The organism is Kribbella flavida DSM 17836, assembly GCF_000024345.1.
In the GTDB taxonomy this organism is placed as follows: domain Bacteria; phylum Actinomycetota; class Actinomycetes; order Propionibacteriales; family Kribbellaceae; genus Kribbella; species Kribbella flavida.
This window is the reverse complement of the sequence record NC_013729.1, coordinates 6,852,618-6,873,549: the sequence shown is the minus strand read 5'-3', so window position 1 is coordinate 6,873,549 and position 20,932 is coordinate 6,852,618. Positions and strand designations below refer to the sequence as shown.

At 71.4% G+C, this 20,932-nt stretch carries 21 protein-coding genes; 16 read left to right on the top strand and 5 right to left on the bottom strand.

Annotated features, from left to right (window positions below):
* Entirely contained in the window at positions 1–783 is a 783-nt protein-coding gene (locus tag KFLA_RS31875; RefSeq protein WP_012923966.1) for an MBL fold metallo-hydrolase, read from the bottom strand.
* A 60-nt stretch (positions 784–843) separates the two neighbouring features.
* Between KFLA_RS31875 and KFLA_RS31870 the strand changes: the two genes are divergently transcribed.
* A complete protein-coding gene (locus tag KFLA_RS31870; protein ID WP_012923965.1) occupies positions 844–1,194 on the top strand; it encodes a winged helix-turn-helix transcriptional regulator in 351 nt (116 codons plus the stop codon).
* Positions 1,195–1,234: 40 nt separating this feature from the next.
* On the top strand, positions 1,235–2,104 hold the full coding sequence (locus KFLA_RS31865) for a GNAT family N-acetyltransferase (RefSeq protein ID WP_041289573.1): 870 nt from the start codon (positions 1,235–1,237) through the stop codon (positions 2,102–2,104).
* Here KFLA_RS31865 and KFLA_RS31860 read toward each other — a convergent pair.
* A complete protein-coding gene (locus tag KFLA_RS31860) occupies positions 2,078–3,373 on the bottom strand; it encodes an MFS transporter (RefSeq protein ID WP_012923963.1) in 1,296 nt (431 codons plus the stop codon). The two genes, KFLA_RS31865 and KFLA_RS31860, sit on opposite strands and share 27 nt — an antisense overlap.
* Positions 3,374–3,605: 232 nt before the next feature.
* Between KFLA_RS31860 and KFLA_RS31855 the strand changes: the two genes are divergently transcribed.
* Both KFLA_RS31855 and KFLA_RS31850 read left to right on the top strand, forming a co-directional pair.
* Positions 3,606–5,033 carry a beta-N-acetylhexosaminidase gene (locus KFLA_RS31855; RefSeq protein ID WP_012923962.1) on the top strand — a complete coding sequence of 476 codons (1,428 nt, stop codon included), beginning with the start codon at positions 3,606–3,608 and terminating at the stop codon, positions 5,031–5,033.
* Positions 5,034–5,122: 89 nt separating this feature from the next.
* On the top strand, positions 5,123–6,547 hold the full coding sequence (locus KFLA_RS31850) for a WS/DGAT/MGAT family O-acyltransferase (RefSeq protein WP_012923961.1): 1,425 nt from the start codon (positions 5,123–5,125) through the stop codon (positions 6,545–6,547).
* On the opposite strand, the gene KFLA_RS31845 is transcribed toward KFLA_RS31850, so the two are convergent.
* Both KFLA_RS31845 and KFLA_RS31840 read right to left on the bottom strand, forming a co-directional pair.
* Positions 6,544–6,804, bottom strand: coding sequence for a type 1 glutamine amidotransferase family protein (locus tag KFLA_RS31845; protein WP_148256785.1), 261 nt, complete (start codon positions 6,802–6,804; stop codon positions 6,544–6,546). The genes KFLA_RS31850 and KFLA_RS31845 overlap by 4 nt on opposite strands.
* Positions 6,805–7,026: 222 nt before the next feature.
* Positions 7,027–7,659 carry a VOC family protein gene (locus tag KFLA_RS31840; RefSeq protein WP_041289571.1) on the bottom strand — a complete coding sequence of 211 codons (633 nt, stop codon included), beginning with the start codon at positions 7,657–7,659 and terminating at the stop codon, positions 7,027–7,029.
* A 110-nt stretch (positions 7,660–7,769) separates the two neighbouring features.
* Between KFLA_RS31840 and KFLA_RS31835 the strand changes: the two genes are divergently transcribed.
* Entirely contained in the window at positions 7,770–8,723 is a 954-nt protein-coding gene (locus KFLA_RS31835; RefSeq protein ID WP_012923959.1) for an NAD-dependent epimerase/dehydratase family protein, read from the top strand.
* Here the strand turns inward: KFLA_RS31835 and KFLA_RS31830 are convergent.
* Positions 8,713–9,456 (bottom strand): DUF3109 family protein, encoded by a 744-nt coding sequence (locus KFLA_RS31830; protein WP_012923958.1) that lies wholly within the window; start codon positions 9,454–9,456, stop codon positions 8,713–8,715. The two genes, KFLA_RS31835 and KFLA_RS31830, sit on opposite strands and share 11 nt — an antisense overlap.
* A 189-nt stretch (positions 9,457–9,645) precedes the next feature.
* On the opposite strand from KFLA_RS31830, the gene KFLA_RS31825 reads away from it, so the two are divergent.
* The 11 genes from KFLA_RS31825 (at position 9,646) to KFLA_RS31775 (ending at position 20,913) form a co-directional block, all read left to right on the top strand.
* Entirely contained in the window at positions 9,646–10,590 is a 945-nt protein-coding gene (locus KFLA_RS31825; RefSeq protein ID WP_012923957.1) for a Ppx/GppA family phosphatase, read from the top strand.
* A 21-nt stretch (positions 10,591–10,611) separates the two neighbouring features.
* Complete coding sequence (locus KFLA_RS31820; protein ID WP_012923956.1) at positions 10,612–11,481, top strand: sugar phosphate isomerase/epimerase family protein; 870 nt, start codon at positions 10,612–10,614, stop codon at positions 11,479–11,481.
* The gene (locus KFLA_RS31815; RefSeq protein WP_012923955.1) at positions 11,478–12,062 is read left to right on the top strand and encodes a TetR/AcrR family transcriptional regulator; all 585 of its coding nucleotides are present in this window, start codon (positions 11,478–11,480) and stop codon (positions 12,060–12,062) included. The genes KFLA_RS31820 and KFLA_RS31815 overlap by 4 nt, the downstream gene beginning before the upstream one ends.
* A 48-nt stretch (positions 12,063–12,110) precedes the next feature.
* The gene (locus tag KFLA_RS31810; protein ID WP_012923954.1) at positions 12,111–12,833 is read left to right on the top strand and encodes an ABC transporter ATP-binding protein; all 723 of its coding nucleotides are present in this window, start codon (positions 12,111–12,113) and stop codon (positions 12,831–12,833) included.
* Positions 12,830–13,567 (top strand): ABC transporter permease, encoded by a 738-nt coding sequence (locus KFLA_RS31805; protein ID WP_012923953.1) that lies wholly within the window; start codon positions 12,830–12,832, stop codon positions 13,565–13,567. Before KFLA_RS31810 ends, KFLA_RS31805 begins: the two co-directional genes overlap by 4 nt.
* Before the next feature lie 114 nt (positions 13,568–13,681).
* A complete protein-coding gene (locus tag KFLA_RS31800) occupies positions 13,682–14,710 on the top strand; it encodes a DUF695 domain-containing protein (RefSeq protein ID WP_012923952.1) in 1,029 nt (342 codons plus the stop codon).
* A 175-nt stretch (positions 14,711–14,885) separates the two neighbouring features.
* Entirely contained in the window at positions 14,886–15,815 is a 930-nt protein-coding gene (locus KFLA_RS31795) for a proline dehydrogenase family protein (protein WP_012923951.1), read from the top strand.
* A gap of 219 nt (positions 15,816–16,034) precedes the next feature.
* Positions 16,035–16,844 carry a pyrroline-5-carboxylate reductase gene (proC, locus tag KFLA_RS31790; RefSeq protein WP_012923950.1) on the top strand — a complete coding sequence of 270 codons (810 nt, stop codon included), beginning with the start codon at positions 16,035–16,037 and terminating at the stop codon, positions 16,842–16,844.
* 81 nt (positions 16,845–16,925) lie between these two features.
* Entirely contained in the window at positions 16,926–17,531 is a 606-nt protein-coding gene (locus tag KFLA_RS31785; protein ID WP_202797047.1) for a hypothetical protein, read from the top strand.
* A 182-nt stretch (positions 17,532–17,713) separates the two neighbouring features.
* Complete coding sequence (locus tag KFLA_RS31780) at positions 17,714–18,454, top strand: beta-phosphoglucomutase family hydrolase (protein ID WP_012923948.1); 741 nt, start codon at positions 17,714–17,716, stop codon at positions 18,452–18,454.
* A complete protein-coding gene (locus tag KFLA_RS31775) occupies positions 18,454–20,913 on the top strand; it encodes a glycoside hydrolase family 65 protein (protein WP_012923947.1) in 2,460 nt (819 codons plus the stop codon). The genes KFLA_RS31780 and KFLA_RS31775 overlap by 1 nt, the downstream gene beginning before the upstream one ends.
* Positions 20,914–20,932 lie beyond the last annotated feature (19 nt).

Sequence of the window (20,932 nt, the reverse complement as noted above, 5' to 3'; positions counted from 1 at the left end):
TCAAGCGCCGGCACGCCCCGCGTACTCGACCGGGTCGTGCGCCGAGAACACCAGCGGGCCGTCGGAGCGCAGTACCGCCTCCCGGAGCCGGTCCCGGTTCTCCAGGCGCGACGTACGGTCCGTCTCAGCTCGTGCCTGCAGCAGGTCCCAGGTCTCTGGCCACTGACCGTCGGCTCGTAGCTCGTTCCGGTGGAAGTACGCGTCACCGGCGTGCAGCAACCAGCCGTCGTCACCCTCGACCGCTACACCGACATGACCCGGCGTGTGCCCGAGTAGCGGCACCATCAGGATCTCCGGCGGCAACCCGACCAGCTCACGCACTCCGGCAAAGCCCATCCACTCGTCACCGCCCGAGCCGGCGTACGTGACCCATTGAGGGCCGTGCGCGTAGGCGGCGTTCAGGTAGATGCCGCCGCCAGGCGTGGCGATGTCGTGCTCGGCTTGGTGCAGGTGGACAGCTGCGTGGGGGAAGTCCGGCAGCCCACCACAGTGGTCGCGATGCAGGTGCGTCACGACGATGTGCCGTACGTCGGACGCCACGAACCCCAGCTGCTCGATCTGGTGAACCGCTGTCTCCTCGGACCGCAGCACCGGCGCCGCCCATCCGATGAAGTCCTCGCCGAGCGAGCCGACCGGGTCCGCGATGTTCACTGTGCCCAGTCCGGTGTCGACGAGGACCAATCCGTCGGCGTCGGTCTCGATCAGCAGGCAGTGGCAGACGGCGGGTGGCTCACCCGGTCCGCCGGACGTCATCGTGCCGCAGTTCAGCGAGTGGATTCGCATCGTTCCGCTCCAGTGGTAGAAGTTGGGACACTCCGATTCCCGAAGCTAGGAGCGCGCGTCGTGGCTCACCAAACGGTTGGTCTCCTGCAGCCCTGCGAGGCGCTGGACGCCGAGCTTCCGCCCGCCTGCCCTGTCGACGTCGCGCTGGACGCGCTGCGTGGCCGCTGGACGGCCCTGATCATCGGCGAGTTCCGGCACGGCGACCGGAGCTTCACGCAGCTGCGCGAAGGTCTGCCGCGGTTGTCCGACAAAGTCCTCACCGACCGGCTGCAGCAGCTGACCACCAGTGGAGTGCTCGAGCGCACCCGGCAGCGCGGCTGGCCGCCCCGGGTGTCCTACGCCCTCACCCCGCGCGGCCGAGCGCTCGTGCCGGCACTGCGGGCGCTGTGGGAATGGGGCTCCCAGCAATAAGCAGTTGAGCCGTCCGTCCGCCCCTGTGATGCTCCGACCTGTGCAGAAGACCGAGTACGCCGGCCGCGACGGCCTCCAGGACATGCAGGAGCTCGTCCAGCGGACCTGGAGCCCGGCCTCGCGCTTCCACATCGGGGACCTGGCCTGGGAGCTGAATGCAACGCTCCACCGGCAGGACAGCTGGCGTACGGCGGTCTGGCGGGACGCGGGAGAGATCGTCGCCTGGGGGTGGCTCGCGGAGCCGGGTTATCTCTTGCCGGTGGTTGATCCGGCCCGGCCGGAGCTGGCTGAGGTGGTTGTGCAGTGGTTCCGGGCCACGGCTGACGGGTCGGAACTGGCTTCCAGTGTGTTGGACACCGAGGCACACCTGATCGCGGCTTTGGAGGCGGCTGGGTTCCGCCGGGACGAGGACGCGCCGTTCTTCACGCACCACTGGACTTTGCTGGATGCGCTGGACGAACCTGTCGTGCCGGAAGGCTTCGCCCTGCGCCATGTGCGACGGGACGAGGTAGCGAAGCGCGCCGCCGGGCATCGCGCCGCCTGGTCCGACTGGGGCCCATCGAAAGTCACCGATGAGGCCTTCGCCGCGGTGATGGCCGCCTGGCCCTACCGGCCGGAGCTGGACTGGGTGGTGGAGAACGAAGCCGGGGAGTTCGTCGCGACAGCGCTCATCTGGCTGGACGAGCAGAGCGGTGTCGGTCTGGTCGAGCCCGTCGGCTGCGCTCCGGCGTACCGGCGGCGCGGGCTGGCCCGGGCGGTCGACCTGGCTGCGCTGCATGCGTTGCGGGAGGCGGGTGGGACCAGGGCGCTGGTCTGCCCGCGCGGGGATGACGGCTATCCGCAAGCACGGGCGCTCTACCAGGACATCGGGTTCCGGCCCGGCTCACGCACTGTCAATTTTGTTGCTTGAGGCAAGCTGAGGGGTGAGTGCGGCCATCACCGCGACCGGCACCAGCAGCAGCGCGCACAGCACGGCGAGCCAGTGGAAGCCCAGGTGCGCCAGGATCGGGCCCGCGGCGGTGCCCGCGATGGACGCCAGCGCGCCCATGGTGAGGTCGGACAGGCCCTGAGCGGAGGTGCGGATGTCGGCGGGCACCGAGTAGGACAGCAGCGTGGATCCGGCCACCAGACAGGCCGACCAGCCGATGCCGAGCAGGACCAGGGAGAGCGCGGTCAGGCTGTGCGCCTCGTCCGGGGCCAGCGCGGCGACCGCCATCGCGACAGCCAGGACTGCCAGGCCGACGCCGATCGTGGGAATCCGGCCGAGCCGGTCGGCCAGCCAGCCCATCACCGGCGACAGCGCGTACATGCCGGCGACGTGGCCGCTGATCACGAACCCGACCACCGTCAGTGAAGCGCCGTGGTGGCGCAGGTGCACGGCGGTCATCGACATCACGCCGACCATCACCGAGTGCGCGGACGCGATCGCCAGCAGACCGAGCCGCGCGTGGGGAATCGCCATCACCCGGCGGAACGTCGTCGCGAGCGGTTGCCGCTCCACCTTCGTCCGCGGCGTCGACAGCTGCAGCCGGCGCAGGCCGAACCAGACCGTCGCCAGGCTGAGCGCGAACGCGACGACCGAGAACAGGTACGGCCCGGCGAGCGGCAGCACGCCGACCGCCGCACCGGCGGAGCCGCCGAGTCCGGTGAGGTTCGGCCCGACCACGACGCCGATGGTCGTCGCCCAGACCACCACCGACAACGAGCGAGCGACGTACCGCGGGTCCGCGGCGTCCGTCGCGGCGTACCGGGACTGCAGGTTGGCGGCCGAGCCGCTGCCGAACAGGCATCCCGCGATGAGGAGCAGGGCCAGCGAGTCGACCTGCGCCGCGACGATGCTGAGCACCGCGCCGGTCACCGCGATCAGGTACCCCGTCGCGAGTGAGACCCGTCGCCCGCGCCGGCGCGCGAGCCCGGCCAGCGGTACGGCGAGAACCGCCGCGCCCAGGGTGGTCGAGGTGGCGACCAGCCCGGACATCGACGTGGAGCCGGAGATGTTCTCCGCCAGCAGGCCCGCCACGGCGAACCCGCTCGCCACCGCGACGCCGCCGACGACGTTGCTGATCACCAGCACCTGCAGAGTTCTCCGCTGCAGAGCCCCGGCTCGCCCGGCGGCGTCCACCTGCGCGGGCGCCCGTTCGTCGAGCGGCTGGTCCTGGGGTCTTCGATCGGTGGTCACCGGCTCACCCTCTCACCGCGGTCGCTGTCGCGGCAGCGAATTCACCGGAAGCCGAATCGTCCGCGCGCGAAAGCGACCCTCCGGACCATCGCTGCTCGATAGTGCTCCTGGCAACAGCTTCTGCGCAGTTCGGAGCGTGGACCGTGGCTGTTCGGCGGTGGGCCACCGCTTGTAGGGTCCTGTTAGGCAGAGTTCTTGCCGAAAGCGCTCATCGAACCCTCTTGGAGTCCGGATGCCCGATATCGCGATCGTCCCCGCCCCGCGTGAGCTCGTCGTCGACGACGCCCGCTGGGTCACCGCCGACCCGGTCGCCGACGCGGTCCGGACGGTGGTGGAGAACCTCGGCGAGACCGAGTACCGGATCGACGTGCAAGCCGACGGGGCCCGGCTGTCCGGCGGCTCGGAGGACGCGCTGCGCTGGGCGGAGACGACGTACCGGCAGTTGCTGGACGCCGCCGAGCCGGCCGGCGACGGCGAGGTCGCGGTGCCCGCGGTCCGGATCGCCGACGCGCCGCGGTTCGGCTGGCGCGGCCTGATGCTCGACGTCGCGCGGCACTTCATGCCGAAGGAGTTCGTGCTCAAGGTCGTCGACGTGGTCGCGCTGCACCGGATGAACGTGCTGCACCTGCACCTCACCGACGACCAGGGCTGGCGGGTCCAGATCGACGCCTTCCCCCAGCTGACCGAGATCGGTGCCTGGCGGCCGGAAACCATGGTCGGCAAGATGGAGCACCACCAGACCGAGTTCGAGTACGACGGCACCCGGCACGGCGGCTTCTACACCAAGGACGACCTGCGCGAGATCGTCGCGTACGCCGCCGAGCGCGGCATCACCGTGGTTCCGGAGATCGACCTGCCCGGGCACATGCAGGCGGCGATCGCGGCGTACCCGGAGCTCGGCAACCACCCCGACCGGCAGCTCGGCGTCCGGCAGGTCTGGGGCATCAGCGAGGACGTGCTGAACGTGAACGACGCGACCGTCGACTTCGTGCGCACGGTGCTGCGCGAGGTGCTGGAGATCTTCCCCGGCCCGTACATCCACCTCGGCGGGGACGAGTGCCCGGCCGTTCAGTGGCGCGAGTCGGAGGCCGCGCAGCAGCGGCAGGCCGAGCTCGGGCTGACCGAGGCCGGTCAGCTGCAGGGCTGGTTCACCGCGCAGGTGGCGTCGGTGCTGGCCGAGCAGAACCGGCGACTGGTCGGCTGGGACGAGATGGTCGAGACCGACTGCCCGAAGGACGCGGTGATCATGGCCTGGCGGGGCCCGGACCGCGGCGAGGTGGCCGCAAAGGCCGGCCACGACGTGGTGATGGCGCCGAACCAGTCGGTGTACTTCGACTACTACCAGGGCGACCCGGCGACCGAGCCGCTGGCGATCGGCCACTTCACCCCGCTGGAGAAGGTGTACGACTTCGAGGTGCTTCCGCCCGGCCTGACCGCCGAGGAGCAGGCCCGGATCGTCGGCACCCAGTGCCAGGTCTGGACGGAGTACATGGAGGACCCCGAGCAGGTCGGCTACATGCTGCTGCCCCGCCTCTGCGCCTTCGCCGAACGCGCCTGGGGCTCCCCCAAGACCCCGTACGACGAGTTCCTGACCCGGCTCCGGCCCCACCTCACCCGCATCGAAGCCCTCGGCCTGAACTACCGCCCGCTGGACCGGTAGGCGGGTCGGCCTCCCGGCCCGCCGAGTGGACGGGCCGGGCCGCGGCGGCGACGATGAGGCGTCGGTGACCGGCGGAACCGGGAGGGTCGATGACCGCGGTAGGGCCGCTGGATGCGTTGTTTCTGCTCGGGGAAGGGCGCGACCAGCCCATGCATGTGGGTGGGTTGTTGTTGTTCGAGTTGCCGGAGGGGGCGGGGCAGGACTTCGTGTCCGGGTTGTACCAGGACATGCTTGCGGCGCGGGCGGTCAACGCGGTTTTTGCTCGGCGGGTTCGGCAACGGGCTGTTGATCTCGGGTACTGGTCGTGGGAGCCGGAGGACGACGTCGACCTGGAGTACCACGTTCGGCTGTCCGCGCTGCCGCGGCCGGGACGCTACCGGGAACTCTTCGAGTTGACGTCCCGCCTGCACGGCACGCTGCTGGACCGGCGGCGGCCGCTGTGGGAGATGTACCTGATCGAGGGCGTCGAGCAGCGGCGGTTCGCGCTCTACAGCAAGATCCACCACTCGATGCTGGACGGGGTCAGCGCTCTGCGGTTGCTGCAGGCGATGCTCAGCACCGATCCGGACCGCACCGGCATGCCCGCGCCGTACGCCCTGCCGGGTGCGGGGGAGAACGCGCCAGGCGGGGCGACGGTGGCGTCGGTCGGCAGGGCTGAGCAGAAGCCTCCGCTGGCTCGGGTGGCGCAGACCGCGGCCGGCGTCGGCCGCGCCGCAGGTGGTGCCGGCCGCTTCGTGGCCGAGCTGGCGGGGTTGTCGTCGGTGGGGATGCGCAACGCGGTGCGGGCGCAGCAATCGCCCGGAGCGTTCCAGGCTCCGCGCACGATCCTCAACCAGCCGATCACCGGCGCCCGGCGGTTCGCGGCGCAGTCCTGGGCGAGGGATCGGCTGGAGAACGTCCGCGCCAGCACCGGCGCTACCCTGAACGACGTCATGCTCGGCATGTGCGGCGGCGCCCTGCGCTCCTACCTGCTCGAGCTGAACGCCCTTCCCGACAAAGGTTTGACGGCCATGGTCCCGGTGTCCCTGCGCGGTACGGCCGCGGACGGCCCAGGCGGCGGCAACTCACTCGCAACGCTGATCGCCGACCTGGCGACCGACGAGCCCGACGCGGAGCGCCGAATCCGCCGCACGATGGAGTCCACCAGTCACGGCAAGGCGGTGCTGTCCGAACTGAGCCCCTTGCAGAACCTGATGATCGGCGCCCTGGGCATGGGCTCGGCCGGACCAGCCGCAGTACTGCCCGGACTCGCCGGTCGCACTCCGCCGCCGTACAACCTGGTGATCTCCAACGTTCCCGGGCCGGTCGAGAATCCCCTGTACTGGAACGGCTCGCGCCTGCTCGGAATGTACCCGGCGTCCGTCGTGCTCAACGGCCAGGCGCTCAACATCAGCGTCACCAGCTACGACCGCCAGCTCCACTTCGGCCTCACCGGCAGCCGCCGTACCGTGCCGCACCTCCAGCGCCTGCTCGGCCACCTGGAGAGCGCACTGCAAGACCTGGAGCGGGTCTAGAGCTCCAGCAGACGCGGCACGATCTCCTGCTCCCGCCACCCTCCGGAGCCGTCCGCGGTGACATGCCAAGCCCGAGCGTCCGGCCGCACCGACACCGCTTCCTGCAACGAGGTGCCGACGTAGTGCAGGCCCACCCCGTCCTCGGTGGCGTACCCACCCGGCAAGGTGCCGTCCGCAACAAATCGCCGGTACGCCGTCCGCCGTGGCTGGTCGCCGAGGTCGTCGTGCACCCCGTTGCTCCACGGCAGCCAGCCCAAGCATTTGCTATAGGCATCGAGTCGCTCGGTGAACGGCGAGACCTCGACGGACGGTTCGCGGCCGGAGGCGGGCGCGATCCGTCGGCCCGTTGGCGGATCCGCGGGGTGCTGCAGGCGCCGCCCCGGCGGCCGGGGCCAGGGACAGCGCGTGCTCGAGCAGGCGGCGGGTGCGGGACCGGTCGCCGGTGAGGATGCCGGAGATCGCGAGGATCTGGCGGCGGGTCACAGCCTGACGATGCCGTTCGGGGTCTGGAAGATCGCGGCCACCAGGCCGGGCTGACCGTTCGGGCCGACCCAGGCGACGTCGAGGTCGTCCAGCAGGTGGTCCGCGGGGTGACCGATCCAGTCCGTCACCCGGGTCGGGTCACCGGCGATCTCCAGCGCGGTCAGCTTGATGCCCTTGCCGCCGACCGACGGGTGCTGGGACAGGTCGTCCCAGTGGATGAAGAAGGGCAGCTGCGGATCGGCCATCAGGCCCTTGACGCCGATCTGCCGCCAGGTCAGGTTCGTCCCGTCGGGGCGGTGCCGGTTGCCCGGTACGGCGTCGCGGCCGAGCCGCTTCTCCATCCGCTCCATGTCCCGGACCGCGACCACCCAGCCGAGCCAGCCGCCGCCGAGCTCCTTGCGGGCCCGGACCGCCTGACCGAACGGTGCCTTGTCCGACGCCGGGTGGTCGAGCACGTCGACCACCTCGATGTAGCGGTCGTTCTCCAGCGGAAGGATGTGGTTGACGGTCCCGAACCGCGGATGTACGCCACCGTCGACGAAGTCCGCCCCCAGCAGCGCGGACAACCGCTCGACCGTGGCGCGGTACCCGTCGGGTCCGGCCGCGTACGACAGATGATCCAAGCGCATGACGTTCATTCTGGTCCCCGTCGTCCGGCTCCGCCGACCCGGGGTGTCGCAGCGAAGGGCACCCTTACCTCGTCCCGGAGCTGACCGGCCCGCCTGGTTAGGCTCGGGCCATGCGCACAGTCGTCGTCGGAGGCACCGGTCACATCGGCACCTACCTGGTCCCCGGCCTGGTCCGGGCCGGCCACGAGGTCACCGTGCTCAGCCGCGGCGAACGTACGCCGTACCGGGCGAGCGGCGAGTGGCAGCAGGTGGAGATGGTCGCGGCGGATCGGCCGGCCGAGGACGCCGCGGGAACCTTCGGGCCGCGGGTGGCGGAGCTGCGGCCCGACGTGGTGATCGACCTGATCTGCTTCACCGAGGACAGCGCGCGGCAGCTGGCCGAGGCACTGCACGGGAAGGTCCAGCACCTGTTGCACTGCGGCACGATCTGGGTGCACGGGCCGAGTGCGAGCGTGCCGACCCGGGAGGACGCGCCGCGCCGCCCCTTCGGCGACTACGGCGTGCAGAAGGCGGCGATCGAGACCTACCTGCTGGACCGGGCCCGCCGCGACGGGCTCCCGGTCACGCTGATCCACCCCGGGCACATCAGCGGACCGGGCTGGGCCCCGGTCAACCCGGCCGGCCACCTCGACCTCGGCGTCTTCGAGAAGCTTGCCCGGGGCGACGAGCTGGCGCTGCCGAACCTCGGCCTGGAGACGGTCCAGCACGTGCACGCCGCCGACGTCGCGGGTGTCTTCCTGGCCGCGCTGGCGAACCGGTCGGTCGCGGTCGGCGAGAGCTTCCACGCGGTGGCCGACGGCGCGCTGACGCTGCGCGGGTACGCCGAGGGCGCGGCGGCCTGGTTCGGGCGCGAGGCGCGGCTGACGTTCCTGCCGTGGGACCAGTGGCGGCGGACGGTGTCCGAGCGGGACGCCCAGCTCACCTGGGACCACATCGCCCACAGCCCGCACTGCTCGATGGACAAGGCCGCCCGCCTGCTCGGCTTCCGGCCCCGCTACTCCGCTCTCGACACCACCCGGGAAGCCGTCGACTGGCTCGTCCGGGAAGGCAAGATCACGACTTAGAGGCCGGGTGCGGCAGCAGCGGACGCGCCGCCTCCAGGTGCCGGCGGCAGTACTCCGCGAGCACGTCGTACGCCTTCAGGCCCATCAGCGTCTGCAGCTCGACCTTGCTCGACTCGAAGACCGCCTCGACACCGATGTGCGCCTCGGTGTTGCCGGTGCAGTACCAGTCCAGGTCGTGCCCACCCGGACCCCAGCCGCGCCGGTCGTACTCGCCGATCCCGACCTCGGTGTACGTCGTACCGTCCGGGCGCTCGACCTCACGGAAGGTGCGGCGGATCGGCAGCTGCCAGCAGACGTCCGGCTTGGTCTCGACGAAGTGCACGCCCCGCTTCAGGGCGAGCCCGTGCAGCGCGCAGCCGGCGCCGCCCTCGAAGCCCGGCCGGTTCAGGAAGATGCAGGCGCCGTCGACGACCCGGGTCTTGCGGTCGCCGTCGTCGTCGGTCTCCACCCAGCCGTTCTTCTTGCCCTCCTTGCGGAGCTGCCAGTCCTCCCGGCCGAGCTGCTTGACGTAGCCCTTCACCCGCTCCTCGTCGTCGGCGTCGGAGAAGTGCGCGCCGAGCGTGCAGCACCCGTCGTTCGGCCGGCCCTTGTAGATGCCCCGGCAGCCGCCGCCGAAGATGCACGTCCAGTTGGAGGTCAGCCAGGTCAGGTCGCAGCGGAACACCTGCTCGGGGTCGTCGGGGTCGACGAACTCGACGTAGGCACGGGGGAAATCGAGAGAAACCTCAGGCACCTGAAAAGCGTACGCGCACCGTCCCCGATCTCCGGCATCGTCGGGTCGGTAGGTCGTGGGGCCTCCCGGTCTGGACTGAGGAGTGGAGGGAGCGAAGCGACTGGAGCGACGAGGGAAGACCGGCAGTTCCAGCCCCACGATCCGCCGAGCGGAGCGAGGCAGCTGCAGAGCGTCCAGTAGCGTGAGGGTATGCGGCTCGGCGTACTCGACGTGGGATCCAACACCGTCCATCTGCTCGTGGTGGACGCTCATCGTGGTGCCGCGCCGCTGCCGGCGTACTCGCACAAGACCGAGCTGCGGCTGGCCGAGCACCTGGACGCGGGCGGCAACATCGACCGCGCCGGTGCCGACGAGCTGGTCTCCTTCGTGCAGGAGGCGGCCGAGCTGGCCGAGGACAAGGGCTGTGAGTCGGTGCTGGCGTTCGCGACCTCCGCGCTGCGCGAGGCGCCGAACGGCGAGACCGTGCTCGAGCGGGTCCGGACCGAGGCCCGCGTCGACCTGCAGGTGCTCAGCGGCGAGGACGAGGCGCGGCTGACGTTCCTGGCCGTCCGCCGGTGGTTCGGCTGGTCGTCGGGGCGGCTCGCGGTGTTCGACATCGGTGGCGGATCGCTGGAGATCGCGTCCGGTTCCGACGAGGAGCCGACGGTCGCGGTGTCGGTGCCGCTGGGCGCGGGCCGACTGACCCGGGAAGGTCTCACCACCGACCCGCCGGACAAGGACGAGGTCAAGGCCCTGCGCAAGCGGATCCGGGTCGAGATGGCCGCGGTGGCCGGCGACGTGCTGCGGGCCGGCCGGCCGCAGCGCTCGGTGGCGACCAGCAAGACGTTCCGGTCGCTGGCCCGGATCTGCGGCGCCGCCCCGTCCGACGAGGGCCCGTACGTGCCGCGCTCGCTGCACCGCGACGACCTGGCCGAGTGGATGCCGAAGCTGATCGCGATGAGCGCGGCCGAACGCGCCGAGCTGCCCGGCGTCTCGCCCGGCCGGGCCGGCCAGCTGATGGCCGGCGCCCTGGTCGCGGACGCGGTGATGGACCTGTTCGACCTGACCTTGCTCGAGGTCTGCCCGTGGGCGTTGCGCGAAGGTGTCATCCTGTCCCAGCTGGACCAGCTGCAACCCCCGTCAACTCACGCCTAACTCCTTCGAAGGCACCTACCGATGAGCACCCGCTCGGCCGCGAAGATCGGCCTGTCCACCGCCTCCGTCTACCCCGAGTCGACCGCCAGCGCGTTCGAGCTGGCCGCCCGGCTCGGGTACGACGGTATCGAGGTGATGGTGGGCATCGACCCGCTGAGCACGCAGATCGACGCGATCCAGCGGCTGGTCGAGTACCACCAGCTGCCGGTCCTCGCGATCCACGCGCCGTGCCTGCTGATCACCCAGCGGGTCTGGGGCACCGACCCGTGGGAGAAGCTCGAGCGCAGCGCCGAGGCCGCCAAGGACCTCGGCGCGGACGTCGTGGTGGTGCACCCGCCGTTCCGCTGGCAGCGCGACTACGCGCGCGGGTTCGTCGAGGGCATCGCCCGGCTGGAGCAGGAGACCGGGATCGTCTTCGCGGTCGAGAACATGTACCCGTGGCGGGCGCCGGGCAAGGGGCTGCAGGCGTACGCGCCGAGCTGGGACCCGACCGAGCAGAGCTACGCGCACACCACGCTCGACCTGTCGCACTCCTCGACCGCCGAGCAGGACTGTGTCGAGCTGGCGGCGACGATGGGCAGCACGCTGAAGCACGTGCACCTGACCGACGGGACCGGGTCGGCCAAGGACGAGCACCTGGTGCCCGGCCGCGGCACGCAGCGGGCCGCCGACCTGCTGAACGGGCTGGCGAACAACGACTTCCGCGGGCACCTCATCATCGAGATCAACACCCGCCGGGCGTCCAGCCGCTCCGAGCGCGAGGTCGACCTGATCGAGTCGCTGGAGTTCACCCGCAAGCACTTCGTGCGCACCGCCGACGCCGCCCGCTCCTCCCGTCGCTCCGGCTTCGCCGTCACCAGCGACGGCGAGGTGTCGGAGCTGACCTCGTGACCGCCCGGTCGCCGGGGCGGCGGCCGGGCGGGCCCGACACCCGCGGGGAGATCCTGCGGGCCGCGCGGGAATCCTTTGCGGGCAAGGGGTTCGCGGCGACGTCGATCCGGGGCGTCGCGCGGGACGCGGGGGTGGACGCGGCCCTGGTGCACCACTACTTCGGTGGCAAGGACGAGCTGTTCGTCGAGGCGATGGCGTTGCCGATCGATCCCCGGCAGGTGGCGGCCACCATTCTCGACGGTCCCGTCGACGACCTGGGCCGGCGGATCGTCACCGTGTTCCTCGGCGTCTGGGAGTCGCCCGACGGCCAGCAACGGATGAAGGCCCTGCTGCGCAGCATGGTCAGCAGCGACCAGGTCGCCCAGCTGATGCGCGAAGGCCTGACCCGGATGGTCATCGCCCCGGTCTCCAAGGCCCTCGACGTCCCCGACGCCCGGCTGCGGGTGAGCCTGGTGGCCAGCCAGCTGGTCGGTCTCGCCCTGACCCGCTACGTGCTCGAGCTGGACCCGATCACCACCGAGCCGGCGGCCGAGCTGGTCGACCGGATCGCTCCCGCCCTGCAGCACTACCTGACCGGCTGACACCACTGCCCCTTGACCTTCGGCCGCACGCCGTCCTAAATTCATCACATGATGAAAAATGCGGTCGAGTGTCGCGACGTCACCGTCGTCCGGGGTGAGCGCGAAGTGCTGCACGGGGTCGGCTTCGATCTCGCCACCGGGTCGGTGACCGGCCTGCTCGGGCCGTCCGGCTGCGGCAAGACCACCCTGATCCGCGCGATCGTCGGCCTGCAGGCCAAGGTCACCGGCGACGTGCGGGTGCTCGGCCTGCCCGCCGGTGCGCCCAAGCTGCGCGGCCGGATCGGCTACGTCACCCAGGAGCCCAGCGTGTACGGCGACCTGACGGTGACCGAGAACCTGCGCTTCTTCGCCGCCGTGCTCGGGGCCGGCTCCGCCGAGGTCGGCCGGGTGATCGACGCCGTCGACCTGGGCAGTCACGCCGACGTCCGGGTGGATCGGCTGTCCGGCGGTCAGAAGTCCCGCGCGTCGCTGGCCGCGGCGCTGCTGGGCGATCCCGACCTGCTCGTGCTCGACGAACCGACGGTCGGCCTCGACCCGGTCCTGCGGCGCGACCTGTGGCAGCTGTTCCACCGGCTCGCCGGGGACGGCGCGACGCTGCTGGTCTCCAGCCACGTGATGGACGAAGCGAGCCGCTGCGACCGTCTCCTGCTGATGCGGGACGGCGAACTGCTCGCCGACGACACTCCCGCCGACCTGCTCGCCGCGGCCGGAACCGCGGACATCGAGCAGGCGTTCCTCACCCTGATCGACCGAAAGGCTGGTGCGCGATGACACCGCGCGTCTCGTTCGCCGTCGCGGCCCGGGTGCTGGCCCAGCTGCGCCGGGACCACCGCACGGTCGCGATGCTGATCCTGCTGCCGGCTCTGCTGGTCAGCCTGATGTGGTGGATGTTCACTGATGCGCCGGCCACCTTCGACCGGGTCGGTGGGCCGCTGCTGGCGGTGTTCCCGTCGATCATCATGTTCGTCGTCACGTCGGTGGCGACGCTGCGGGAGCGGGCCGGCGGCACGCTCGCGCGACTGTTCACGCTGCCGATGGGCAAGCTGGACTTCCTGCTCGGCTACGCGCTCGCCTTTGCGCTGATCGCCGTCGTCCAGGCCGGGGTGGTGGTGACGATCGCGCTGTACGCCCTGGATCTCGACATCCGTGGCGCGGCCTGGCAGCTCGCGGTCGTCGCCGTTCTCGACGGCATCCTGGGCACGGCGCTCGGGTTGCTCGCCAGCGCGTTCGCGGCGACCGAGTTCCAGGCTGTGCAGCTGATGCCGGCGGTCATGATCCCGCAACTGCTGCTCTGCGGTCTGCTGGTGCCGCGCGACCGCCTGCCCGGCGTACTGGAGGCGGTCAGCGACGTGCTGCCGCTCTCGTACGCCGTGGACGCGGTCGCCGGTGTTGCGGCCGGCAACGGGTTCGGCAACGGGGCCGGGACCGACGCGCTGGTGGTGGCCGGCTTCATCGTGGGGGCGCTCGTGCTCGGGGCCGCCACGCTCCGGCGCCGTACCGCGTGATCCCTGCCGCCTGCTTTTGTCCCGCCTGATCCCGTACTGCCTGATTCCGTCCCGGGCGCGGGCGTCTTCGCTGCTGCACGGAGGGTGCGCCTGCCGCGAGGGAGGATGGTGGACATGCGCATCTTCAAGCGGCGGCCGGTGGCCGACCCGATCGAGGCGTTCTGGGGCTGGTGGTCGGCCGCCGGCGCCGAGCAGGTCGCGGCCGCCGTCGCACGGAAGGACCCGGCGGCCACCAGCGGTGTGCTGTCCGAGCACGTGCGCGCGATCGACCCCGGCCTGGACTGGGAGCTCGGTCCAGGTCTGCATGCCGAGCACACCCTGGTCGTCACCGCGGCGGGCGATCCGGCGACCCGCGCGACCGCCCGGCGCTGGTTGCGCGCGGCCCCGCCGTCCGACCGGCTCTGGGAGTACGCCGACCTGCGCCGTCCCTCGCCGGCCGTGACCATCCAGTTCGAGGGTCTGCCGCCGGTGGTCTCGGACGAAGCGCTGGTCACCATCGAGCCGGACGAACGGGCCGCCGCCGTGCACGTCGGCGTTCACCACCCGGCGTTCGCGCGGCTGCCCGACGAGGCTCAGCGGCGGATCACCTTCCTGCTGCTGGACCTGTCGCTCGGCGAGGAGATGACCGAGACCTGGGTCGGCGCGGTCGAGACGCTGGTCGATCCCCCGGAGGGCCTGGTGCCGATCACCGAACTGCTGCCCGCGGTCGCCGCCTTCGCCGCCGGCTTCACCACCGACACCGGCGACCCGACGTGGCGGCTGCTCGAAGGCTTCGTGGAGGGCCGGCGGCTGATCGCGACCACCGAGGTGCCGCTGCGCTCGATCCGGCTGCCGCACCTGGACACCCACGTCGGCGTGACGATCAGCTACCCGACCGGACGCGACGACGGCCTACCCGACGCGGACATGCTGGACCAGTTGCGGGACCTGGAAGACCATCTGACCCGGCGGCTGGGCGACTCCGGCCGGCTGCTCGCGCACGAGACGATGGCCGGCGCCCGGACCCTGCACTACTACGTCGACGGCAGTACGCCGGCCCCCGCGCAGCTGCATGCCGCCACCACCGGCTGGCCGCACGGACACGTCTCCCTCACCACCAGCCCCGATCCCGGCTGGCAGAACCTGAGCCACCTCGGCAGTTGACGCCGAAGCGCTTGTCCGAACGCCCCGGCTCCGGGAAGCTGAGGGCGGCAGATCCGGACCAGTCGACGTACTGGTGTGGTACTGGCCACACGATTAGGGGCGGTCCGGTCCAGGCGCGTAGCCTGCTGACACCCCTGGCATACGGGGCCGGGTGGGTGATGAGGAGGAACGCGTCGTGCTTCGCCGAGTTCTGCTGGGCGTGTCCCGCAGTCCCCAGATCAAGAACGCCGTCTCGTCGCTGCCGGTGTCCAGCGGCATCGTCGCGCGGTTCGTCGCCGGCGAGACCGCGCCGGAGGCCGTGCTGGCTACCGAGAAGCTGGTCAGCAACGGGCTGAACGTCACCCTCGACCACCTCGGCGAGGACACCACCGACCTGGCGACCGCGAGCGCGACCGCCGACGCCTACGTCGAGCTGCTCAAGCAGCTGGCCGCCGCCGGCCTGACCCAGCACGCCGAGGTCTCGGTGAAGCTGTCCGCGGTCGGCCAGGCGCTGCCCGGCGACGGCGAGAAGATCGCGCTGGAGAACGCGCGCACGATCTGCCTGGCCGCTCGCAACGCCGGCACCACGGTGACCCTCGACATGGAGGACCACACCACCACCGACTCGACGCTCGGGATCCTGCACGAGCTGCGCAAGGACTTCCCGGAGACCGGCGCGGTGCTGCAGGCCTACCTGCGCCGGACCGAGGCGGACTGCGTCGACCTCGCGTACGCCGGGTCGCGGGTGCGGCTGTGCAAGGGCGCGTACAAGGAGCCGGAGTCGGTCGCCTTCCAGAACAAGCAGGCCGTCGACAAGGCCTACGTGCGGGCGATGAAGGTGCTGATGAACGGCGACGGCTACCCGATGATCGCCTCGCACGACCCGCGGCTGATCGCGATCGCCGGTTCGCTGGCCGCCCGCGCCAACCGGTCCCGGGACAGCTTCGAGTACCAGATGCTCTACGGCATCCGCCCCGAGGAGCAGCTCCGGCTGGCCCGCGAGGGCAACACCGTCCGGGTCTACATCCCGTACGGCGCCGACTGGTACGGCTACCTGGTCCGCCGGCTGGCCGAGCGCCCCGCCAACCTGCAGTTCTTCGCCCGCTCGCTGATCAGCAAGAAGTAGGCCGGTCCGGCCGGCCACGATTCCTCCACCGGGTCAGGCACCCCACCCGCCGGCCGCCGCACACGTCGACGTACGCCTTGATCGCGGCGCCGTCTCGTGGGTCAACCCATCGGACGCAGGGTTGGCCCATGGAATTCTGGTGGGCCAACCCTGCGCTTGATGGGTTGACCCACGAGACGTTGGGCGGGGATTGGGTGGGCCGGCGGCTAGCCTGAGGGCATGAGCGAGTACGGGCAGGTAGCGATTCTCGGCGCCGGTGTGATGGGCGAGACCTTGTTGTCCGGCCTGTTGCGGGCCGGCCGGCGACCGGCGGACCTGCTGATCACCGAGCGCCGCGAGGAGCGTGCCACCGAGTTGCGCGAGCGGTACGGCGTGGACGTGGTGAGCAACGTCGACGCCGCGGCGAAGGCCGACACCCTGGTGCTGGTGGTGAAGCCGCAGGACATGCCGGAGCTGCTCGCGGAGATCTCGCCGGTGGTGCGGGCCGGCCAGACCGTCGTCTCGCTCGCCGCCGGCATCACCACCGGCTTCATCGAGTCCCGGCTGCCCGACGGCGTCGCGGTGGTCCGGGTGATGCCGAACACGCCGGCCCTGGTCGACGAGGGTATGGCCGCGATCTCCCGCGGCGCGCACTGCGACGAGAGCCACCTGGTGCTGGCCGAGGGCCTGCTGTCCGCGACCGGCCGGGTGATCCGGGTGCCGGAGAAGCAGCAGGACGCGGTCACCGCCGTCTCCGGCTCCGGGCCGGCGTACCTGTTCTTCGTGGTCGAGGCGATGATCGAGGCCGGCGTGCACATGGGCCTGCCGCGGTCCACCGCGACCGAGCTGGTCGTGCAGACCGTGGTCGGCTCGGCGAAGCTGCTCCGGGAGACCGGTGAGCACCCGACCGTGCTGCGCGAGCGGGTCACCTCGCCGGGCGGTACGACGGCGGCCGCGGTCCGCGAGCTGGAGGACCACAAGGTCCGGGCCGCGTTCCTGTCCGCGATCGAGGCGGCCCGGAACCGGTCGAGGGACCTGGCGGCCGAGTAACACGGTGGGTGCTGCGACCGTTACTGTTGTCGCCGCAGTTTCCTGCCAGGTACAGGGGATGAGTCGACTATGGTCCCGCCCATGGGTAATCGTTCGGTGAACCCGGCGTCCGCGAGCGCCCCGGACCGCCCGGCCGACGCGGTACCGGCCGGCGCCGCACCGGCCGGCGGGCCGCTGCCCGCGCTGCCCTGGCGGGTGCCGCTGGACCCGGCGCCCTGGTGGGCCTGGGCCCTGTTCGTGCTGCCGTTCGCCGCGGTCCCGCTGCTCAACTCCTGGCTGTGGATGGGGGCCCGCGACTTGCTCGCCGTCGGCCTGTTCACGCTGATCGGGGCGTCGGTGGTCCGGGTCGCGGGCGGCATCGTGCTCTACCGGGTGGAGATCACCGCGACCACGCTGAAGGCGCGCACCAGCCTGCTGGTCCGCAGCCTCGCCTGGCAGGACGTCGACCGGGTCGAGACCGGGGACGACTCGGTGGTGCTCGGCTCCGGCCAGGACGAGAACGAGATCAACGGGATCCGCCGGGACCGCACCGCCGAGGTCGCCGCGGTGATCGAGGCCGCCCGTCAGGCCGCGGCCGGCCGGCCCGTCCGCCGGTCCCGCCCGCGCCCCGGCCTCGGGGTCCTGCTGGTGCTGATCTACCTGGTCCTGTCCGTCGGCGCGTTCCTGGTGCGCTGGCACATCGTCTGACCTGTCTTCACTGTTCGTCGCCGGGGTACTGGCTAGACATGTCTGACGGTCCCCTGCCTACTGCGCGGCGCTCGGCACGGCACCTCGCCGAGCACCTGCTCGCTACGGCAGGGGCCCGTCAGGCATGCCCTAGGCTCAGGAACGAGTCCGCCCATCGGGCGTGCGCGACGGGAAGGTGAACGATGCTGGGACTGCCCGCAGGGGTGAAGGTCTGCCTGTTCGACCTGGACGGGGTGCTCACGGACACCGCGGCGGTGCACGCCGCGGCCTGGAAGGAGATGTTCGACGCCTTCCTCCGGGCCCGGTTCGGGCCGGAGTTCACGCCGTTCGACGCGGGTGCGGAGTACGAGCAGTACGTCGACGGCAAGCCGCGGGTCGACGGGGTGCGCGACTTCCTGGCCGCCCGGGGCATCACGCTGCCGGAGGGCACGCCGGACGATCCGCCGGCGGCTGAGACGGTCAACGGGCTCGGCAACCGCAAGAACGACGCCGTGCAGCGCCGGATCCGGACCGAGGGCGTCCGGGTGTTCGAGGGCTCCCGTCGCTACCTGCAGGCCGCCGAGCAGGCCGGACTCCGCCGGGCGGTGGTCTCGTCCAGCGCGAACACCGCCGAGGTCCTGGAGGTCACCGGCCTCGCGCAGTACATCGAGCTGCGGGTGGACGGCGTGACGATCCGCACCGAGCAGCTGCTCGGTAAGCCCGCGCCGGACACCTTCCTGGCCGCGGCGCAGCAGTTCGGAGTCGATCCGACCGAGGCGGTGGTGTTCGAGGATGCGCTGGCCGGCGTGGCGGCGGGCCGGGCCGGTGCCTTCGGCTACGTGGTCGGGGTGGACCGGGTCGGTCAGGCCGAGGAGCTGCGCCAGCACGGCGCCGACATCGTCGTGCAGGACCTGGCCGAGCTGCTCGACGGGGAGGACAAGTGATGGACCGGTCGCACCACCCGATCGAGCCCTGGCAGCTGCGGGAGACCGAGCTCGACCTCGATCGGCTGGAGCAGGCCGAGTCCCTGTTCTCGTTGTCCAACGGTCACATCGGCCTGCGCGGCAACCTGGACGAGGGCGAGCCGTTCGGCATCCCCGGCACCTACCTGAACTCCTTCTACGAAAGCCGCCCGCTCCCGTACGCCGAAGCCGGCTACGGCTACCCGGAGTCCGGCCAGACGCTGGTCGACGTGACCAACGGCAAGCTGATCCGGCTGCTGGTGGACGACTCGCCGTTCGACGTCCGGTACGGCGACCTGCACAGCCACGAACGCGTGCTCGACTTCCGGTCCGGGATCCTGCAGCGGGAGGCCGACTGGACCTCGCCGGGCGGCAAGCGGATCAAGGTGCGCAGCCGCCGGCTGGTCTCGCTCACCCAGCGAGCCGTCGTCGCGATCGAGTACGTCGTCGAGCCGGTCGACCAGCCGACCCGGTTCGTCGTCCAGTCCGAGCTGGTCGCGAACGAGACCCAGCCCCGGCTGTCCGACGACCCGCGCGTCGCCGCCGTGCTGGAGAACCCGCTCGAGCCGGTGTCCCAGCACGGCGACCGCGAGGACGTCGTCCTGGTGCACCGGACCCGCAAGAGCGAGCAGTTGATGGCCGCCGGGATGGCGCACGAGGTCGAAGCCGACACCCGGGTGAAGACGGACGTCGACGTCCAGGAGAACTGGGCGCGCAGCACGGTGATCTGCGAGCTGAAGCCCGGTCAGAGCCTGCGGGTGGTGAAGTACGTTGCCTACGGCTGGTCCAGCCTGCGGTCGGAGACGGCGATCGGCGACCAGGTCGCGGCGGCGCTGGCCGGGGCGCAGTTCTCCGGCTGGGACGGTCTGGTCCAGCAGCAGCGCGAGTTCCTGGACGACTTCTGGGACGCGGCGGATGTCGAGGTGCACGGTCACGCGGAGCTGCAGCAGGCCGTCCGGTTCGCCTTGTTCCACGTGCTGCAGGCCGGGGCGCGGGCGGAGCGGCGGGCGATTCCCTCCAAGGGCCTGACCGGCGCCGGGTACGACGGGCACACGTTCTGGGACACCGAGGGCTTCGTGCTGCCGACGCTGACCTACACGATGCCGGACGCCGCGGCCGACGCGTTGCGCTGGCGGCACTCGATCCTGCCGCTGGCCAAGGAACGCGCGTCCGTGCTCGGCCTGCGCGGCGCGGCCTTTCCCTGGCGGACGATCCGCGGCCAGGAGTGCTCGGGGTACTGGCCGGCCGGCACGGCGGCGTTCCACATCAACGCCGACATCGCCGAGGCGGTGACCCGCTACTACTGTGCGACGTCCGACGACAAGTTCATGACCGAGGTCGGCATCGAGTTGCTGGTGGAGACCGCACGGCTGTGGATGTCGCTCGGCCACCACGACCGTGACGGCCAGTGGCACCTGCCCGGCGTGACCGGTCCGGACGAGTACAGCGCCGTTGCCGACGACAACGTTTTCACCAACCTGATGGCGGCCCGCAACCTGCGGGCCGCCGCCAGGTACGCGGCCAAGCAGCCGGCCAAGGCCCGGGAGCTGGGCGTCGACGCCGAGGAGGAAGCCGCCTGGCGGGACGCGGCCGCGGCGGTCTACGTGCCGTACGACGCGGAACTCGGCGTACACCCCCAGTCGGCGGGGTTCACCCGGTACGCCGAGTGGGACTTCGAGGCCTCCCGCGGGAAGTACCCGCTGATGCTGCACGCGCCGTACTTCGAGCTGTACCGCAAGCAGGTGGTCAAGCAGGCCGACCTGATGCTGGCCACCTACTGGTGCGGTGACGCGTTCACGGCCGAGGAGAAGGCCCGCAACTTCGACTACTACGAGCGGTTGACGGTCCGCGACTCGTCACTGTCGGCCTGCGTGCAGGCGGTCGCGGCGGCTGAGGTCGGGCACCTCGACCTCGCCTTCGACTACGCCTACGAAGCCGCCCTGATCGACCTGCTCGACCTGCACAGCAACAGCGGCGACGGGCTGCACATGGCGTCGCTCGCGGGGGCCTGGATGGCGATGGTCGCGGGCTTCGGCGGCCTGCGTGAGCGCGGCGGCATGCTCAGCTTCGACCCGGCGCTGCCGGACGGCCTGTCCCAGTTGGCTTTCTCGGTGCGCTGGCGCGGCGTTCGGCTGCGGGTGGAGGCGCACCACCGCGAGGTCAGGTACGCCGTGCACGACGGCCCGGACGCGCAGATCACCTTCCTGCACGCGGGCGAGGAGATCACCGTGACCGCCGATGCGCCGGTCACCCGGCCGCTCACCAAACGGGTGCCGCTGATGCCGCGGCCGAGCCAGCCGCCGGGGCGGGAACCGATGTCCGCGCTCGGCCAGCACCCAGCGGTCGAGTCCGAGCAGGGGCAGCGGTCCAAGGCCCGGGCCAACGCCGGCGCCGGACCGACGAAGGACGCCGCCCGGACGTCGGCGGCGCAGGACGTGTGAGTCCGGGAGACAGCTGAGG

What these genes read in the sequence shown, in the direction of transcription:
- KFLA_RS31775 (WP_012923947.1), top strand. Translation starts at nt 18,454, where the DNA reads ATGGACCGGTCGCACCACCCGATCGAGCCCTGGCAGCTGCGGGAGACC.
- proC (WP_012923950.1), top strand. Translation starts at nt 16,035, where the DNA reads ATGAGCGAGTACGGGCAGGTAGCGATTCTCGGCGCCGGTGTGATGGGC.
- KFLA_RS31800 (WP_012923952.1), top strand. Translation starts at nt 13,682, where the DNA reads ATGCGCATCTTCAAGCGGCGGCCGGTGGCCGACCCGATCGAGGCGTTC.
- KFLA_RS31810 (WP_012923954.1), top strand. Translation starts at nt 12,111, where the DNA reads ATGATGAAAAATGCGGTCGAGTGTCGCGACGTCACCGTCGTCCGGGGT.
- KFLA_RS31825 (WP_012923957.1), top strand. Translation starts at nt 9,646, where the DNA reads ATGCGGCTCGGCGTACTCGACGTGGGATCCAACACCGTCCATCTGCTC.
- KFLA_RS31855 (WP_012923962.1), top strand. Translation starts at nt 3,606, where the DNA reads ATGCCCGATATCGCGATCGTCCCCGCCCCGCGTGAGCTCGTCGTCGAC.
- KFLA_RS31850 (WP_012923961.1), top strand. Translation starts at nt 5,123, where the DNA reads ATGACCGCGGTAGGGCCGCTGGATGCGTTGTTTCTGCTCGGGGAAGGG.
- KFLA_RS31840 (WP_041289571.1), bottom strand. Translation starts at nt 7,659, where the DNA reads ATGCGCTTGGATCATCTGTCGTACGCGGCCGGACCCGACGGGTACCGC.
- KFLA_RS31805 (WP_012923953.1), top strand. Translation starts at nt 12,830, where the DNA reads ATGACACCGCGCGTCTCGTTCGCCGTCGCGGCCCGGGTGCTGGCCCAG.
- KFLA_RS31780 (WP_012923948.1), top strand. Translation starts at nt 17,714, where the DNA reads ATGCTGGGACTGCCCGCAGGGGTGAAGGTCTGCCTGTTCGACCTGGAC.
- KFLA_RS31875 (WP_012923966.1), bottom strand. Translation starts at nt 783, where the DNA reads ATGCGAATCCACTCGCTGAACTGCGGCACGATGACGTCCGGCGGACCG.
- KFLA_RS31785 (WP_202797047.1), top strand. Translation starts at nt 16,926, where the DNA reads ATGGGTAATCGTTCGGTGAACCCGGCGTCCGCGAGCGCCCCGGACCGC.
- KFLA_RS31835 (WP_012923959.1), top strand. Translation starts at nt 7,770, where the DNA reads ATGCGCACAGTCGTCGTCGGAGGCACCGGTCACATCGGCACCTACCTG.
- KFLA_RS31820 (WP_012923956.1), top strand. Translation starts at nt 10,612, where the DNA reads ATGAGCACCCGCTCGGCCGCGAAGATCGGCCTGTCCACCGCCTCCGTC.